Here is a 17,650-nt window from a genome sequence, read left to right as displayed (position 1 = left end):
GAATATCCGATGAAAAAGCCTTCCCTTAACCACATCTTCCGCCTGGTCTGGAATGACGCCCTGGGCGTGTATGTGCCGGTTGCCGAACACGCTAGCGCGCGTCGCAAGCGCAGCAGTGGGTCTGCCGCGGCGTTGACCGCAGCGTTGTTGCTGTCCGGGCCGGCATTAGCCGCGGATCTGCCCACCGGGGGCAATGTCGTGGCGGGGGCGGGGTCGATCAGCCAGAACGGTTCGGCGATGACCATCAACCAGCAGACCGGCAAGATGGCCGTGGACTGGCAGAGCTTTTCCATCGGCAAGGGCAATAGCGTCACGTTCAACCAGCCGGGCCGCGATTCGGTCGCGCTGAACCGGGTGCTGGGTCCGGACGTGTCGGTGATCCAGGGCGCGCTGAACGCCAACGGCCAAGTGTTTCTGGTCAACCCGAACGGCGTGGTGTTCACGCCGACGGCGCAGGTGAACGTGGGCGGCATCGTCGCCAGTACGCTCAACATCAGCACCCAGGATTTCCTGGCGGGCAACTACAAGTTTGAAGGCGCCAGCAGCAACGCCATCATCAACCAGGGCAACATCACGGCGGCCCCGGGCGGCAGCATCGCGCTGATCGCGGCCAAGATCACCAACACCGGCAACCTGACGGCCGACAAGGGCAACGTCCTGCTGGGCGCCGGCAGCCGCGTCAAGCTGGACCTGGGCGGCCCGGTCAAGATTGAAGTGGAACAAGGCGCGATTGACGCGTTGATCGAACAAGGCGGCGCCATTCGCGCCGACGGCGGCGTGGTCTACCTGACGGCCAAGGCCGCGGGCGATTTGGCCAGCACCGTCATCAACCACACCGGCATCACGCAAGCCAAGACGCTGGCCACCGGCGAGAACGGCAAGATCGTGTTGCTGGGCGACATGGTCAATGACCGCATCGCCGTGGCCGGCAAGCTGGACGCCAGCGCGCCCAACGGCGGCAAGGGCGGTTTTGTGGAAACGTCGGCCGCGAAGGTGACAGTGGCGGCAGGCGCCGTGATCACCACCAAGGCGGTCAGCGGCCAGCATGGATCGTGGCTGATCGATCCGACGGACTTCACGGTCAGCGCGGGCACGACGGGTCAGACAGACAGCGGCATCGGCGCCGATACGCTGTCGGCCAACCTGGACAACGGCAATGTAGAGTTGCAGACGGTCGCCTCGGGCGCCCAAGCGGGCAACATCAACGTGAATGCCGGCGTAACGTGGAGCGCGGACACCAAGCTGACGCTTAGCGCTCACGGCAACATTTTGCTCAATGCGCCGATCACGGCGACGGGCGCAAATGCGGGCCTGGCGCTGAACCACGGCGGTTATAAGCAGAACGGCAGCGTTGCGGCAGGCACGGATTACCGCGTGAATTCGCCCGTCACGCTAAGCGGGGCGAATTCCACCTTTGCCGTAAACGGAAATGCGTACACGCTCATTCGCAGCGTGGCGCAATTGAGCTCGGTCAACGACGCCCTGGCAGGCCGCTATGCGCTGGCGCAGGATCTGGATGCGGCAGACCAGTTGTTCTCGCAATCGGTGATCGGGACGAATTCGCAATTTACCGGCGCATTCGACGGTCTTGGGCACACCATTTCCAACCTGAAAGGCACCCAAGGCTATTCGGGCCTATTCGCTTTCGTTGAAGCCACTGGCGATATCCGCAATCTGGGAATTGTAAACACCGAGGTGGCAGGCTTCACCTATGTAGGTGGGCTGGTCGGATACAACCGCGGGAAGCTGGATAACGTCTATGTTACCGGCAAGGTGGTTGGCGGAGACAATGGCCTAGGCAGCGGCGGACTGGTCGGGGTCAACTTTGGGACCATTTCCAACGCCTATTCTTCGGGAACGCTCGAAGCATCGCAATTTCCTTTGCCGACGGGACAGCGGGGCGGCTTGGTGGGCGCCAATTACGGCGTCATCACTAATTCGTACACCACGATGCTGGTGAAAGAACCCGTTTTCCCGTTTATCCAAAGCGGCGCCCTGGTGGGCGCCAACTACGGCACGATTATGGGTAGTTTCGCCGCCAGCACGGATGCGGCGGGCAGTGTTTACACCGGCGCGTCAATGACGAAGCTGGTCGGGGGGGCCCAGGGCACGATCAGCCCAAACAGCGGCATGAAGACCTATCAACAGCTGACGCAGTTGGCGACGTTCAAGGATGCTGGTTGGGACATCGACAACGCGGGCGGCACGGGTACGACGTGGCGCATCTACGAAGGCATGGGTGGCCCGCTGCTGCGCGGCTTGCTCAAGCAGGTCACTGTGAGCCTTGCCGACAAGGTCTATGACGGCCGACTGAGCGGGGGTATCGGCTATGTGGCGTCGCAGCCGGGTGCCCAGCTGGACGGCAGCATCAGCTACACCACCAACTCGAAGAACGCGGGAGTCTACCGCTTGGCCGACGGTACGCTGACCGTCAATGGCGGCCTGTATTCGAATCAGCAAGGCTACGACATCGTCTATGCCGACGGCTTGGCCTTGAACGTCTTGAAGAGGGGGGTGTCGGTAGGCTTCACCGCCCAAGACAAGACGTATGACGGCACCTTGGGCGCCAATGTCAGCGGTACGGTGGGCATCGACGTACTCGCGGGCGACGTCCTTGGCGTTGGCGGCACTGGCAGCTTCTCGGACAAGAATGCGGGCGCTGGAAAAATTGTCTATATCGACGGAGTCGCGCTGACCGGGTTAGACGCCAACAACTATTTCATCACTACGGGTTCGTCCACTACAGCCACGGCCTCGATCACGCCCCGCGAACTCACGGGGTCGGTGATCATAAGCGACAAGGTCTATGACGGGGGCACCCACGCGGATGCGGGGGGATGGCTTACGGGCTTGCTAGCGGGGGATAGCTATAGCTACGGTTTCCAGTTTGCCGACAAGAACGTAGGTGCCAATAAGCAGGTAATTTTCGCGCTCAGCGGTCTGGATGCCGGCAATTACGTCGTAGGTGCAGGCCTGGATGCGTTGACGGCCAGCATCACCCCCAAGGCCCTGACCGCCTCGTTGACCGCCGGCAACAAGATCTATGATGGATCGACCATCGCCGCGGTGTCGGGCAATCTGTTCGGGGCCATCAACGGCGACGCGGTGTCGCTGATAAGCGGCGGAAACTTCCGGGACAAGAACGTCGGTGTCGGCAAGGATGTGCAGCTCTTCAGTTCGTTGACGGGCCTGGATGCACGGAACTACACGCTCACGTTCAACGGGCAGTCCACCGCCTCCATCACGCCCAAGGCCTTGACCGGTTCGATCACTGCCGCCGGCAAGACCTATGACGGCACACGGGATGCCGACACATCGGGCCAACTGACGGGCGCCGTTCAAGGCGACACCGTCACGCTGGCAAGCACGGGCTTGTTCGCCGATAAGAATGCGGGCGTGGGCAAAACCGTGGCGGTGACCGGTTTGCTGCAGGGCGCCGATGCAGGCAACTACACGGTGTCGTATAACGGCACCACAACGGCCACCATCTCGCCCAAGGCGCTGACCGGCGCGATCACTGCCGCCGGGAAGACCTATGACGGCACCTTGACGGCCGACACGAACGGAACACTCACCGGCAAGATCGCGGGCGACACGGTAAGCCTGTCGTCGACGGGCGCGTTCGCAGACAAGAATGCGGGCGCGGGCAAGCAGGTCAACGTCAATGGCATGCTGGCAGGCGCCGATGCCGGCAACTACGTGGTGACTTTCAACACCACCACGACCGCCGACATTGCGGCCCGTCAATTGACGGGCGCACTCGGCGCATTGGACAAGGTGTATGACGGCTCGTCGCTGGCTTCGGTCACGGGCGTGAACAGCCTGAACGTGCTGTCGGGCGACCTCTTGACTGTCAGCGGCAGCTTCAGCGACAAGAACGTGGCTAACGGCAAATCCGTGGCCTACGTGCTGGGCGGTGCGGACGCCAACAATTACACGCTGGGCAACGGCGTGACCAAGGGCAAGGCCAACATCACGCCGGCGACCCTTGCTGGCGACATCACCGCGGCGGGCAAGGTCTACGACGGCGGCGTCGCGGCCACGACCCAAGGCCGCGTCACGGGTGTGGTCCTGGGCGACGTTGTCGGCCTGTCGACCACCGGTGCGTTCGCGGACAAGAACGTCGGCAACGGCAAGACGGTGAACGTTGGTGGGTCGCTGACGGGCCTGGATGCGGGCAACTACATCCTTGCTGCCAATGCGACGACCACGGCCAACATCACGCCCAAGGCGATCACCGGCGCGCTGACGGCCGCCGGCAAGGTGTACGACGGCTCGCGCGATGCCGCCACCACCGGCACGCTGAACGGCGTGGTGCAGGGCGACAACGTCGCCGTCAATGCCACGGGCCTGTTCGGCGACAAGAACGTGGGCAACGGCAAGCTGGTGGCGGTGAACGGTGTCCTGACCGGCGCCGACGCGGGCAACTACCTGCTGAGCACCAACGCCACGACGTTGGCCAACATCACGCCCAAGGCCTTGACGGGCGCCATCACGGCCGCCGGCAAGACCTATGACGGCACCACTGCCGCGGACACGTCGGGCTCGCTCAACGGCGTGGTCCAGGGCGACACGGTTGCGCTGGCGACGACGGGCGCCTTCGCCGACAAGAATGCCGGCGTGGGCAAGCAAGTCAACGTCAACGGCAGGCTGACGGGTGTGGACGCCGGCAACTACACGGTCAGTGCCAACGGCACGACGGTCGCCACCATTACGCCGAAGTCGATCACCGGCGCCATCACGGCGGCGGGCAAGGTCTACGACGGCTCTGTGGCCGCCAGCACGTCGGGCAGCCTGACCGGCCAGATCCTGGCCGATGCCGTGGCGCTGTCGACCACCGGTTCGTTCGCAGACAAGAACGTCGGCAACGGCAAGACCGTGAACGTCGGCGGCTCGCTGACGGGAGCGGATGCCGGCAACTACACGCTGGTCGCCAATGCGACGACCACGGCCAACATCACGCCCAAGGCGATCACCGGCGCGCTGACGGCCGCCGGCAAGGTGTACGACGGCTCGCGCGATGCCGCCACCACCGGCACGCTGAACGGCGTGGTGCAGGACGACAACGTCGCCGTCAATGCCACGGGCCTGTTCGGCGACAAGAACGTGGGCAACGGCAAGCTGGTGGCGGTGAACGGTGTCCTGACCGGCGCCGATGCGGGCAACTACCTGCTGAGCACCAACGCCACGACGCTGGCCAACATCACGCCCAAGGCCTTGACGGGCGCCATCACGGCCGCCGGCAAGACCTATGACGGCACCACTGCCGCCGATACGTCGGGCTCGCTCAACGGCGTGGTCCAGGGCGACACCGTTGCACTGGCGACGACGGGGGCCTTCGCGGACAAGAATGCTGCCATCGGCAAGCTGGTGAATGTCAGCGGTTCGCTGACGGGCGCTGACGCCGGCAACTACACGGTCAGCGCCAACGGCACGACCACGGCAACGATCGCGGCGCGCCAATTGAACGGCGCGCTTGGCGCGCTGGACAAGGTCTACGACGGCAACACCGTGGCAACGGTCACCGGCGCGGATGCCATTGCCGGCATCATCGCGGGCGATTCGCTGGGGGTCGCGGGCAGCTTCTCCGACAAGAACGCGGGCGAGGGCAAGACGGTCGCCTTTGGCTTGACGGGCGGCGACGCCGGCAACTATGTGTTGAACGCCGCCGATGCGCGCGCCGCCATTGCGCGTCGCGTGCTCGGTGTCGAGGGCACCACGGTTGCTGGCAAGGTCTACGACGGCAGCACGGCCACCCAGGCATCCGCGGGATCGCTGACCAACCTGGTCGAAGGCGAATCGCTGGGCGTGGGAACCACGGCAACGTTCGACAGCGCCAACGCCGGCAACCGTAACGCCAACGTGCGTTACGCCTTGGCCGACGGCGACAACGGCCTGGCCAGCAATTATGTGCTGGCCGACACGCAGCATCAGGCTGTCATCGATCGCCGCGCCATCACCGTCGCGGCCGACGACAAGACCAAGCGTGCGGGCGATGTGGATCCGGCGCTGACGTGGCGCGTCACGCAGGGCAACCTGGTCGGCAACGATACGCTGGCCGGTGTGTTGAACCGCGCGGCGGGCGAGACGGCCGGCAACTACGTGATCGGCGCGGGCGGACTGTCCAACAGCAACTACCTGGTTGCTGCGCAGGATGGCACGCTGGTCATCAGCAATGCCGTGCAACCCGACAGCCGTCGCGAGGCTGCGCTGTCGACGGCGCAATGGCTGCAGGCGGCCGTGGGTACCGCCAACACGACGCCGCCGACCCTGTCGGGTGAGCTGAGTTTCGTGCCGGTCGAATCCGGCAACCAAGGCCAGGGCGGCACTGCGAAACCGGCGCCGAATGCGGGCCAGGGCGCGCGCAGCATGCAGGGCCCCGCTCAGGTCCTGGTGATCGACGGCGGTATCCGCCTGCCGGAGGGCGTTGTCCAGGGCGGAATCTGATTCCGGCCCCTGATACGGCGAACTCCACGACTTATCCGCTTGCCGGCTGTCCATTGCCCTACGGGGACGTGGGCAGCCGCTCCGAACACCCGATTCTCACAAGATCATGACGCAAGTTTCATCTTTCGCACGTCCGCACTACCTGGTCCTGGCGCTTGCCGCGCTGCTGCCTGCGGCGGCTCTCGCCCAGCAGATCCCCAACGCGGGCCGCATCCTTCAGGAACAGGCCACCGAGCCGCAGCCGCCGGCCCCGTCGCCCGAACTGAACCTGAGCAGCCCCGTTCCCGGCACCGTTGCGCCGGGCGGCCCGCAAGCCAGCGTTACCCGCATTGACCTGACGGGCAACCAGGCCTTCTCGACCGAGCAATTGCTGGCGCGGTTGGGCGACTATCAAGGCAAGTCCTATGACCTGGCCGGCATGCAAGACCTGGCCAATCAACTGACGCGCTACTACCGGGATGCGGGTTATCCGTTTGCACGCGTCTATCTGCCGGCGCAAGGGCTGGAAAACGGCGTGCTGCGCCTGCAAGTCGTCGAAGGCCGTTACGGCGAGGTCAAGACCGAAGGCGATGCCGGCCTGGCTGCACGCGCCCAGGCATACCTGAGCCCGCTGAAATCCGGCGACATCATCGAGAGCGCCTCGCTGGAGCGCGCGGCGCTGCTGCTGTCGGATCTGCCCGGCGTGACCGCCAGCCCGATCATCCGGCCGGGCCAGCAACTGGGCACGGGAGACCTGGTCGTGCAGGTGGACCGCGGGGACCGCGTCAATGGCAGCGTCGGCCTGGACAACCAGGGCAACCGCTACACGGGCCAGTACCGCGCCAACGCAGCGCTGTCGATCAACAGCCCCTTTATGCTGGGCGACCAGATCACGCTGCGCGCGCAGCGCACCAGCGAAAGCCTGAACTACGGCGATGTGGGCTATAGCGCGCCGCTGGGCAGTTCGGGTCTGCGCGGCCGCGTCGGCTACGGCTATACCGGCTATGAGCTGGGCAAGGAATTCAGCGACCTGGATGCGCACGGCACCGCCAAGGTGGCCAGCGTGGGCCTGAGCTATCCGCTGATCCGTTCGCAAAGCCGCAACCTGACCATCGGTATCGATTTCCTGCACAAGAAGCTGCGCGACGATTATCGCGCCGCCGAGATCGAGCAGAACAAGTTCAGCAACAGCGTGCCGATCGCGGCGCAGTTCGATGTGCGCGACAGCCTGGGTGGTGGTGGTCTGACGTATGGCGCCTTGAGCTGGACGCCGGGCACCTTGAAGCTGGACGGCAATCTGGCCACCGCCGACAGCCTGAGCGCGAACTCGGCGGGGCACTACAGCAAGCTGAATCTTGACATTGCGCGCCTGCAATCCGTGTCGTCGCGCTGGAGCCTGTTCGGCCGTTTCAGCGGCCAATGGACCAACGACAACCTGGATTCGTCCGAAGACTTTGGTCTGGGCGGACCCGCTGGCGTGCGGGCCTACCCTGTGGGCGAAGGCTACGGTGACCGGGGCTGGCTGGCGCAGGTGGAAGTCCGCTACGCGGCAGGCGCAGTCACTCCGTTCGCGTTCTACGACGCGGGCCGGGTAGAGATTTCCTCCCATCCCTGGCAGGCCGGCGAGAACTTCCGCCGCGTCGCCGGGGCAGGCGTCGGTGCCCGCGTTGCCGTGGGCGGCTGGCGGGGCGAAGCCACGGTCGCTTGGCGCACCGATGGCGGCGCACCGCAGTCCGACAGCCGGGACCACAAACCCTTGTTCTGGGTAAGCGCGCAGTACTTGTTCTAAGCCAGCGCGCCGGCTTGGCCCCTGTCTTCCTCCCGGGGACAGGGGCTTTTTTTCGCGTCGCGTCATCGCGTCAGGAAACATTCAGCCACGACGGTTCTTGTTACGCATTCGCGGGCTCTCCGTGTAATACCCGGTTCTCGACGTAGAGGCTTTTCCATAAACTACCGGACCGCCCCAGTATCGACCCCGATAACGATCCCCATAACGAGAACGCCATGAGACAGTTTCTTCCCACCCTGGGCGCCGCCCTGGTTTTGTCGCTGAGCACGCATGCCGCGCTGGCCCAACCGGCGCCCGCCGCCGCTTCTTCGGCCGCACCTGCTGCTGCCACCGCCGTGCCGCGCGATCCCTTCTTCTGGTTGGGAGAAATCAACAAGGCCACCGCCGTCATCAACTCCGATGAAGGCCTGCTGGACAAGTCCATCGCGCCGCGCCTGGCCGCGGGCGTCGCCAAGGTGATCAACGACGGCAACCAGCCGGGCGCCAAGCGGCCTGCCAGCGTCATCACCTTCGAGCCGCTGCTGATCAAGGCGGCGGGCGAAGACGTGACCTTGCTGCACGCGGGCCGTTCCAGCCAGGACATGCACGCGACCTACCGCAGCGCCATCCTGCGCGACAAGCTGCTGGAACTGGCCGACCAGTTGAACAAGACGTCGACCACCCTGGTCGAGCTGGCTGCCAAGCATGCGGGCACGATCGTGCCGAACTACACCAACGGCGTGGCCGCGCAGCCCAACAGCTATGGCCACTATCTGCTGGGCCAGGCGGCCGGCCTGGCGCGCGACGCGCAGCGCATCCGCGAAGCGTATGTGCGCATCGACCGTTCGCCCATGGGCACGACGGTGCTCAACGGCACCAGCTGGCCGCTGGACCGCAAGCGCATGGCGCAATACCTGGGCTTTGAAGCACTGGTCGACAACGCCTACGACGCCTCGCAGATCTCGTCCATGGACCAGCCGGTGGAGGTGGCTTCGATCGTGACCAGCATCGCGCTGCGCACGGGCAACTTCGTCGAAGACGTCATGACGCAGTATGCGCAGTCGCGTCCCTGGATCCTGCTGGAAGAGGGCGGTGGCAACACCTACGTGTCCAGCGCCATGCCGCAAAAGCGCAATCCCGGGCTGTTGAACGACACCCGCAGCGATGCGTCTACCGCCGTGACCCTGGCGATGGGCCCCGTCATCCAGACGCACAACATCACGCCGGGCATGAGCGACCCGAAAGACGTGAAGCAGAACTCCGCCATGGTGGACAGCGGCATCTCGGCGCTCAAGCGCTGGGATCGTGTGCTGAAGGCGATGGTCATCAGCCCCGACCGCGCGCTGGAAGAGTTGAACAGCGACTGGACTGCCTCGCAGGAGCTGGCCGATGTGCTGATGCGCAAGTACAAGCTGCCGTTTCGCGACGGCCACCACTTTGCGTCCGAAGTCGTGACGTACGCCAAGACCAACAACATCAAGCCGTTGGACTTCCCGTACGAGCAAGCCCGACGCATCTACGCCGACGCCATGAAGGATTCGAAGTACGGCAACGAACTGCCGATGAGCGAAGCGGAATTCCGGTCGACGCTGGACCCCGTGGCCATCGTGAAGAACCGCGCCACCAGCGGCGGGCCGCAGCCTGCTGAGATGGACCGCATGCTGAAAGAGGCACGCGACCAGTTGACCGCGCAAGGCAAGTGGATCAAGGATCGCCGCGACCACATCAACACGTCGCTGGCGGATCTGGACAAGAAGTTCAACGCGCTCGCGGCCAGCGAAGCGAAGGCGAAGTAAGCGCGGGCTGGCGCCGTCAGCAGACGGCGTCCAGCACGCATCCGCGCAGCCAGCGATGGGCGGCGTCGCCGTCCATGCGCGGATGCCACAGCATCGACAGGGTGAATGCCGGCATGGCGAAGGGCAGGGGAAAGCTATGCATGCCTGCCCGCAAGCTGCCGGTGTGGCGTTCGGGTACGGTGGCGATCAGGTCGGACCCGCGTGCCAGCGCCAGCGCGGTGGAAAAGCCGCCTGCAATGGTGGCGACGTGGTGTTCGCGGCCGTGCGAGGCCAGCGCATCGTCGACCGGCCCTTTGTCCAGGTTGCGCCGCGACACAAGGATGTGACGCGCGGACGCATAGCGTGCAAGCGTGACCTTGCCTAGGCTAAGGGGATGTCCGGCACGCATCACGCCGACAAAGCGGTCCTGGAACAGGGCCCGGGTGCGCAGTTCGGGGCTGGCCGCATCGCCGACGATGCCGGTTTCCAGATCTACGGCGCCTTCGCGCAGCGGGGCGCTGTCCTTATCGGTTTTCTGGATGAAGCGCAGCCGCACGCCAGGCGCTTCGACGCCCAGGCGTGCCAGCAAGCCCGGACCGAAATTCTCTGCAAAACCGTCGCTGGTGCGCAGTGTGAAGGTGCGCGACAACTGCGTGACGTCCAGCTGCGCTGCGGGGCGGAGCACCGCTTCCACGTCTTGCACCAGCACGTGAACCCGGTCGCGCAGTTCCAGCGCCCGCGGCGTGGGCACCAGGCCGCGCCCGGCACGCACCAGCAGCGGATCGCCCGTGGCGTCGCGCAGACGGGCCAGCGCCCGGCTCATGGCGGACGGGCTTAGCCGCAAGCGGCGGGCGGCGCGCGCGACGCTGCCTTCGGCCAGCAGGACGTCCAGGGTGATCAGCAGGTTTAGATCGGGGGTGGCCATGCCGCAACCGTAGCACGGTGGGCGTGTGATGGCGCACTTTGGCATGGCGTTTGGTGCAGGTATTCAGTGCAAATGCTGCGCCTTCCGCCTGATGCCGGCTGCGCCTAGGATGGGTGCAGGGCGTCATGTTGGCGTCCCGGACTTTCCGTAGGCCAGACCGTGTTGCCCCTGAATTCTTCCCCGCTAGTCTCCGCCCGCTCGTCATTGCCCGTCATGGCCTGCCTGTCAGTGTCGATGTTGCTGCCGGCGCTGGGCGTCAGCGTTGCCAACGTTGCCTTGCCGACGCTGGCGCAAGCCTTCGATGCGCCGTTTCACGCTATCCAATGGGTCGTGCTGGCCTATCTGCTGGCCGTGACCACGCTGATTGTCAGCGTCGGCAGGTTGGGCGATCTAATTGGCCGGCGCCGTCTGATGCTGGCGGGGATTGGCGTGTTCACCGTGGCCTCGGCGTTGTGCGGCACCACGCCCTGGCTGGGTGGCTTGATTGCCGCACGCGCCCTGCAGGGCTTGGGCGCCGCCATCATGATGGCGTTGACGATGGCCTACGCTAGCGATGCCGTCGCCAAGGAGAAGACTGGCAGCGTGATGGGCCTGCTGGGCACGATGTCGGCCATTGGCACGGCGCTTGGCCCTTCGCTGGGTGGATTGCTGCTTGCGGGGCCGGGTTGGTCGTCGATCTTCCTGATCAACGTGCCGTTGGGCTTGTTGGCATTGGGATTGGCCTGGTTCCACTTGCCGGCGGACCCGTCGGGCAGCGGCAGGTCGCGGGCCAATTTCGACATGCGGGGTTCGCTGTTGTTGGCCGCTGGTATTGCGGCGTATGCGTTGGCGATGACCGGGGCGGTCGGCGGGGGCTGGATGATCGGGGCGCTGCTGTCCGCCGCCGGGGGGCTGACCATCGCGTTTGTGCGGGTGCAGGCGACGTCGGCTTCGCCATTGATCCGGCTGGCGCTGTTCGGCCACCCCGTGCTGAGCGCGGGGGTGGCCGCCAACGGGTTGGTCTCGACGGTCATGATGACGACCCTGGTGGTGGGGCCGTTCTATCTGGCGGGGGCGTTGGGATTGGACGCGGCGCGGGTGGGGCTGGTGATGTCTTGCGGTCCGGCCGTGGCGGCGCTGGCGGGTGTGCCGGCGGGGCGCGGCGTGGACCGCTACGGTGCGCAGCGCGTGATGCGCGTGGCGCTGGCCGTCATGGTGGCAGGGGTGGCCTTGCTGTCCCTGGCGCCCGTGGCGCTCGGCGCGCTGGGTTACGTGGCGCCGTTGGCCGTGACCACTGCGGGCTATGCGTTGTTCCAGGCGGCAAACAGCAGCGCCGTCATGCAGTGTGCCGGCGCGGACCAGCGCGGCGCCTTATCCGGGTTGCTGAACCTGTCGCGCAATCTGGGGTTCATTACCGGCGCATCGTTGATGGGCGCGGTATTCGCTTGGGCATCGGGGGCGGGCGACCTTCGGATCGCCTCGCCCGCCGCGCTGGCTGCGGGCATGGGCTGGACCTATGCGCTGGCCGCCGTAATGCTGATGCTGGCCTTGGTCATTATTGTGCGGGGGCGGGACTAGGTGACCCTCGCTGCGCCAGCCGAGATCGCCTTGTTTCCGCTACTCGGCCTTCAACCCCGCCTGGACGATCAGCGGCTGCCATTTCAGGCGTTCGCTACGCGCGAATTCGGCCAATTCCGCAGGCGTGCCGCCGCCCGGTTCATGGCCCAGTTCCAGCAGGCGTTGCCGCACCTCTGGGCGCGCCAAAATCTTTGCGAGTTCGGCGTTCAGCTTCTGCACGACGGCGGGGGGCGTGCCCTTCGGCGCGTATAACCCGTTCCACGCGATGACCTGAAATCCCGGCAGCCCTTGTTCAGCGACGGACTTCACGCCCGGCAGCAGGGCGGATTCCTTCAGCGAGGTCACCGCCACCGCATGCAGCTTGCCGCCCGTGATGAACGAACGCGCGGCACTGACGGTATCGATGCCGATTTGCACTTGCCCGCCCATCAGATCCGTCGTCGCGGTGGCCGAGCCCTTGTAGGGAATGCCCCGGATGCTATCGACGCCTTGCTGCTTGAGCAGTTCGAAGACCAGCCGCGCGGTGGCGCTGGGCATGCCGACGTTGACGCTGTCGGACTTCGCCTTGGCAGCGTCGCGCAGGTCCGGCAAGTTGGCGTAGGGCGATCCTGGCGGGGACAGCAGCACCATCGGAAACGAGCTGACCAGCATGATCGGTTCAAAATCCTTCTCGGGGTCGAAGGCCGTGGACGCATACATGTATTGGTTCAGCACGTGCGTGCCGTTGGTGCCCATCAGCAGCGTGTAGCCGTCCGGCGCGGCGCGGGCGACTTCGGACGCGCCGATATTGCCGCCCGCGCCGGGGCGGTTTTCGACGATGAAGGCCTGGCCCAGCGATTTGGCCAGGTACTCGGCCAGATAGCGGCCGGCCACGTCGGTGCCTTGCCCGGCCTGGTAGGGGACGATGACCCGCACCGGTTTGGACGGATACTTGTCCGCTGCCGCGGTGGGCTGCGTGAATAGCATGGACGCCGCTAGCGCGGCGATGAGGCGTAAGGGTTTCATGGTGGTCTCCTCGATGTTTTTATTGGGTAGCGATTTGGGGCTACAGCTTGGGAGGAGGCCAGCGCGGCAGGACGCCCTGTTCCCGCAGGGCCGCGATATGGGTGTCGTCGAGGCCGGCCTCCCGGAGGACCTCGTCGGTGTGCTGCGCATAGGCAGGGGGCGGCCGGCGCAGGCGCGCGGGCGATTCAGCCAGCCGGGTGGCGGCGCCGATGCCGTGGTAGCCATCGCGGTCGATGCGCATGCCGCGATGCGCCGCATGCGCCTGTTCGAAGGCTTCGGGCACGCTGTGGACGGGTCCTGCGGGGACGCCCCGCTGCATCAGGTCCTGGCAGAGGGTGTCACGCGTGCGCGTGGCCAGCGCCGCTTCGATCGCCTCGCGTAACGCGTCGCGATGTTGCAGCCGTTGGCGGTTGGTCGTGAAGCGCTCGTCTTCCAGTAGGGGCGCCAGGCCGACGTAATCGCAGAATTTGCCGAATTGGCGGTCGTTCACGACGCCCAGGAAGATCTCGCCGTCCAGGCACGCGAAGCGGTCATAGGGTGCGATATTCGGATGGGCGCTGCCCAGCAGTCCCGGCACGTGTTGTGTGTGCATCCAGTTGGCGGCGTGCGGCACCAGCAGGCTGAGCGCGGTGTCGAACAAGGTGGCATCCACGCGTTGGCCGCGCCCGGTGCGCGCGCGGTGGTACAGCGCCAGCAGGATGCCCGCTTGCGCGGTGTAGCCCGTCAGGTGGTCCACGATGGGGATGCCGATGCGGGTGGGGCCGCTGGCGGGGTCTCCGTTCACGCTCATCAATCCGCACATGGCTTGCAAGATGGCGTCGTAGCCCGGTAGCCCGCCCAATGGCCCGTCTTGGCCGAATCCCGAAATGGCGCAGTAGATCAGCTGCGGAAAGCGCGGCTTGAGGTCCGTCTCGTAATCCAGCCCCCACCGGGCCATCGTGCCGGGGATGAAGTTCTCGACCAGGATGTCGGCGTCCTCCAGCAGGCGCAGCAGGACGTCGCGCCCGCCCGCCAGCGACAGGTCCAGCCCGATCGCCCGCTTGCCGCGGTTGACGGCGGTGAAGTAGGCCGCGTCGCCCTCCGCGTTGACGGGAGGCCCCAGCGTGCGGGTCTCGTCGCCGCCAGGCGGCTCGATCTTGATCACGTTCGCGCCCTGGTCAGCCAGCATCTGGGTGCACAGCGGACCCGCCAGTACCCGGGACAGGTCGATGACCCGAATGCCCTCCAGCGCGCCGGCGGCCCGGGCGTTTGGGGGAGGTGCAGCATGCTCCGTTGAACCAGACATCATCGACCTCGAGTTGGTCATGTCCGACGCGCGGGCGGGAACCGCGGGCGCGTGATCATGGCAGGCAGCGGCGGCCGGTCAGCCGTCGGAGATCAGACCGCCAGGCGCGGCGTGCGTCTGGCGGCCCGCGCGTCATCCGCGGGCAGGCAATTCAACCACGCCGGAGCCCAATACAGACAGCTCGTCGTCCTGGTTGCGTGCTTCCTGCTCGATTTCCACCAGGTGCCGGCCGTCTTCGATGTATTTGCGGGTGACGCGTCCCTTGAAGAACAGCATGTCGCCTTCGGGGTTGTGGCGGCGGATCTTGCACGTGGACTTGCGCAGGAACCCCGCATCCCCCATCCAGTTGGTCAGGTGGTGCGTCAGCCAGGAATTGCGTTCCGGACCGTAGTCGTAAGCGCCAGGGGCGCCGACTTCCAGCGCGAAATCCTCTTCCCAGTGCACGCGCTCGGGTACGTCGGGAATACCGAAGCGGTTGGTGATGCCCACGCCGGGGTGCGCGTCGATCAGTTGCCACGCGAGCTTGTTGGCGCGGATGTACAGGCCGCCCCAGCCCTGCGCGAAGGCGATGAAACCCGTCACCGTCATGGGGCCTTTGAACATCACGGGCAGGGCTTCGCCTTCCTTCACGTCTTCCCAATAGCGGGGGGTGGCGCCGCGCACTTCTTCCTGCGCATACAGCTTGTAGGCTTCCTTGATTTCCTCGGGGCTGTAGCGGCGGGGTTCACGAGCGCGCACCTCTTTGTATTTGCTCCCTTGTTCGCGGGCGTGGTCGCGCTCGGTGCGGAAGCACCAGCTGTCGGCTTCAGCGACCTTGTCGCCATCCTGGTTGAAGAAGTCCACGTGATAAATCTGCTGCACCGCACGGCCGGCGAAGCGGGTCTCGTGCTCGATGAGGTTCTTCAGGTGCGCTTCGGTCGAGATCACGTCGTTGCGTTTGACGGTCTTGTGCCAGGTCCAGTCGGCGCCCGACCACATGGCGTGCACGCCGGGCAGCCCGCCCACATAACCCGACACGATGCGGCTGGTCGAAAACAGGAAGCTGGGCAGGGCGATGATGCCGCCGTGCAGGGTCTTGGCCGCGTATTCCGGGTCGGACCACAGGGGGTTATCGTCGCCGATGCCGTGGGCGTAGTGGCGGATGTTGTCGCGCGTGGCCTCGTAGCACCACGGTTCGGCGGTGGCGCCGATCTTCACGCCGATGCGGGCGCGCAGTTCGTCCAGGCCGCTTTCGGTGATTTTGGGGAAGCTTCTTTCGGTCTTGGTCTTGGTCAGCATGATGTCTCCTGGGGATGGGTCAGACGTGCGCGGCGGGCGCGGCGTTTACGGTTGAAGCATCAGCGGTCGCAAGCTCTTGCTCCCGCAGTTTCCGGCGATGGATCTTTCCTGCGGGCGTCTTCGGCAGTTCGGGGACGAACACCACCTGGCGCGGATACTCGTGCTGGGCCAATTGGCCGCGCACCGTGTTCTGGATCTCTTCGATGAAGGCGTCGTCGCCCGTGCGCCCCGACACGATGAAGGCTTTGACGACCTGGCCGCGCAAGGCGTCCGGCACGCCGATGGCGGCGGCTTCGGTCACGTCGCGGTGTTTCAGGATGGCGTCTTCGATCTCGACTGCGCTCATCGTCCAGCCGGCCGAGATGATGACGTCGTCCGCACGGCCGCCGTGCCAGAAGTAGCCGTCCTCATCGACGCGTCCCAGATCCTTGGTGGCGACCCAGGCGTCGCGGCGCCAGAGCTTCAGTTCACCCGTCACGCCGGGCGGGCAGGGCGCGCCATTGGCGTCCTGCACTTGCACCCGCAGGCCGGGCACGGGCTTGCCCAGCGACCCGGGTTTGACCGTGAAGTCCGGGGCGCCCGGGAAGTTCACCAGGCACACCCCGATTTCCGTCGTGCCGTACATGCTGCAGACCGGGCGTCCGAAGGCGGCCTGCACGAAGGCGGACGTTTCGCTGTCGATGGGCTCGCCGGTGAAGGACACCTTCTGCAGCTGATAGCGGTACTGGTCCGCCACGCCCGAGTTGCGCATCATCCGGTAGTGAGTGGCGGCGGCCGAGATGTTGTTGAAGCCGTGGTCCTGCAACGCTTGCAGCAGGCGTTCGGCGTTGAATTTGCCCGCGTAGGCGCCGATGGTCACGCCCAGGGCCAGCGGGGCCAGCGTGCCGTGCCAAAGTCCGTGGCCCCAGGCCGGCGACGATGGGCACATGAAGCGGTCACCGGGCCGCACGCCCGTGCCGTACAGGGCGGCCAGCATCAGGGTCACCAGCGCGCGGTGGGTGTGCTTGACCGCGTCGGGCAGTTCGCGGGTGGTGCCCGAGGTGTATTGGAAGATGGCCAGATCGTCCGCCCGTGTACGGCATTCGTAGCGGGAGGGGAACGCAGCCAGCGTGCCGATGAAGTCTTCGTCCGCGATAACGACGCGCATGTCGTCGCGCCCGCCGGCCAGCGGGGCTTTTTCGGCATTCGTCACCAACATGCGCGGCTTGCAGTCCTGCACGCGCAGCCGGATGCCGTCCGGCCCGAAGAGCGTGAAAAGCGGCACCGCGATCGCGCCCATCTTCATCGCGCCGAACATCGCCACGTAGAACGCCAGCGACGGCTCCAGCATCACCGCGACCCGGTCGCCGGGCTGGATGCCCTGCGCGGCCAGATAGTGCGCAAAGCGTGATGAGGCGTCGGAAAGCTGTTGAAAGCCGTAGGTCTCGTCGCCGCCGGCGGCACGCACCAGAATCACCGCCGGCTCCGTCTGGCCGATATGGCGGTCGATGCACTCATGGGCGATGTTCATCCATTCGCGGTCGCCGTCGAACAGTTCCCAGAGTTTGTCCGGCGTGCAGAGCGCCTGGGCGTCCGCATAAGAAGTGGCCTGCGTCAGCGTCGTCATGTCGTCGTGCCTGTGTGGGGTCCGC

General features: G+C 65.8%; 9 protein-coding genes. 4 read left to right on the top strand and 5 right to left on the bottom strand.

Annotated features, from left to right (window positions below):
• Positions 1–9: 9 nt before the first annotated feature.
• The 3 genes from CEY09_RS25740 (at position 10) to CEY09_RS25730 (ending at position 9,990) form a co-directional block, all read left to right on the top strand.
• Positions 10–6,447, top strand: coding sequence for a YDG domain-containing protein (locus CEY09_RS25740; protein WP_088590779.1), 6,438 nt, complete (start codon positions 10–12; stop codon positions 6,445–6,447).
• Positions 6,448–6,553: 106 nt separating this feature from the next.
• Positions 6,554–8,215, top strand: coding sequence for a ShlB/FhaC/HecB family hemolysin secretion/activation protein (locus CEY09_RS25735; protein ID WP_088590778.1), 1,662 nt, complete (start codon positions 6,554–6,556; stop codon positions 8,213–8,215).
• 215 nt (positions 8,216–8,430) lie between these two features.
• Complete coding sequence (locus CEY09_RS25730) at positions 8,431–9,990, top strand: argininosuccinate lyase (RefSeq protein WP_088590777.1); 1,560 nt, start codon at positions 8,431–8,433, stop codon at positions 9,988–9,990.
• 16 nt (positions 9,991–10,006) lie between these two features.
• On the opposite strand, the gene CEY09_RS25725 is transcribed toward CEY09_RS25730, so the two are convergent.
• Complete coding sequence (locus CEY09_RS25725; protein ID WP_088590776.1) at positions 10,007–10,894, bottom strand: LysR family transcriptional regulator; 888 nt, start codon at positions 10,892–10,894, stop codon at positions 10,007–10,009.
• 159 nt (positions 10,895–11,053) lie between these two features.
• On the opposite strand from CEY09_RS25725, the gene CEY09_RS25720 reads away from it, so the two are divergent.
• Entirely contained in the window at positions 11,054–12,451 is a 1,398-nt protein-coding gene (locus CEY09_RS25720) for an MFS transporter (protein WP_337360722.1), read from the top strand.
• A gap of 39 nt (positions 12,452–12,490) precedes the next feature.
• Here the strand turns inward: CEY09_RS25720 and CEY09_RS25715 are convergent, their stop codons facing one another.
• The 4 genes from CEY09_RS25715 to CEY09_RS25700 all read right to left on the bottom strand — a co-directional run bounded on the left by CEY09_RS25715 (position 12,491) and on the right by CEY09_RS25700 (position 17,625).
• The gene (locus CEY09_RS25715; protein WP_088590775.1) at positions 12,491–13,456 is read right to left on the bottom strand and encodes a Bug family tripartite tricarboxylate transporter substrate binding protein; all 966 of its coding nucleotides are present in this window, start codon (positions 13,454–13,456) and stop codon (positions 12,491–12,493) included.
• Positions 13,457–13,496: 40 nt separating this feature from the next.
• Positions 13,497–14,744 carry a CaiB/BaiF CoA transferase family protein gene (locus CEY09_RS25710; RefSeq protein ID WP_234818400.1) on the bottom strand — a complete coding sequence of 416 codons (1,248 nt, stop codon included), beginning with the start codon at positions 14,742–14,744 and terminating at the stop codon, positions 13,497–13,499.
• A 129-nt stretch (positions 14,745–14,873) separates the two neighbouring features.
• The gene (locus tag CEY09_RS25705; RefSeq protein ID WP_088590774.1) at positions 14,874–16,019 is read right to left on the bottom strand and encodes an FAS1-like dehydratase domain-containing protein; all 1,146 of its coding nucleotides are present in this window, start codon (positions 16,017–16,019) and stop codon (positions 14,874–14,876) included.
• 19 nt (positions 16,020–16,038) lie between these two features.
• A complete protein-coding gene (locus CEY09_RS25700; RefSeq protein WP_088590773.1) occupies positions 16,039–17,625 on the bottom strand; it encodes an acetate--CoA ligase in 1,587 nt (528 codons plus the stop codon).
• Positions 17,626–17,650: the final 25 nt, after the last annotated feature.

Source organism: Achromobacter marplatensis (genome assembly GCF_002209535.1).
GTDB lineage: Bacteria > Pseudomonadota > Gammaproteobacteria > Burkholderiales > Burkholderiaceae_B > Achromobacter > Achromobacter marplatensis.
Note: the sequence above shows the minus strand (reverse complement) of the source record. Positions and strands in the feature narration are given on the sequence as shown.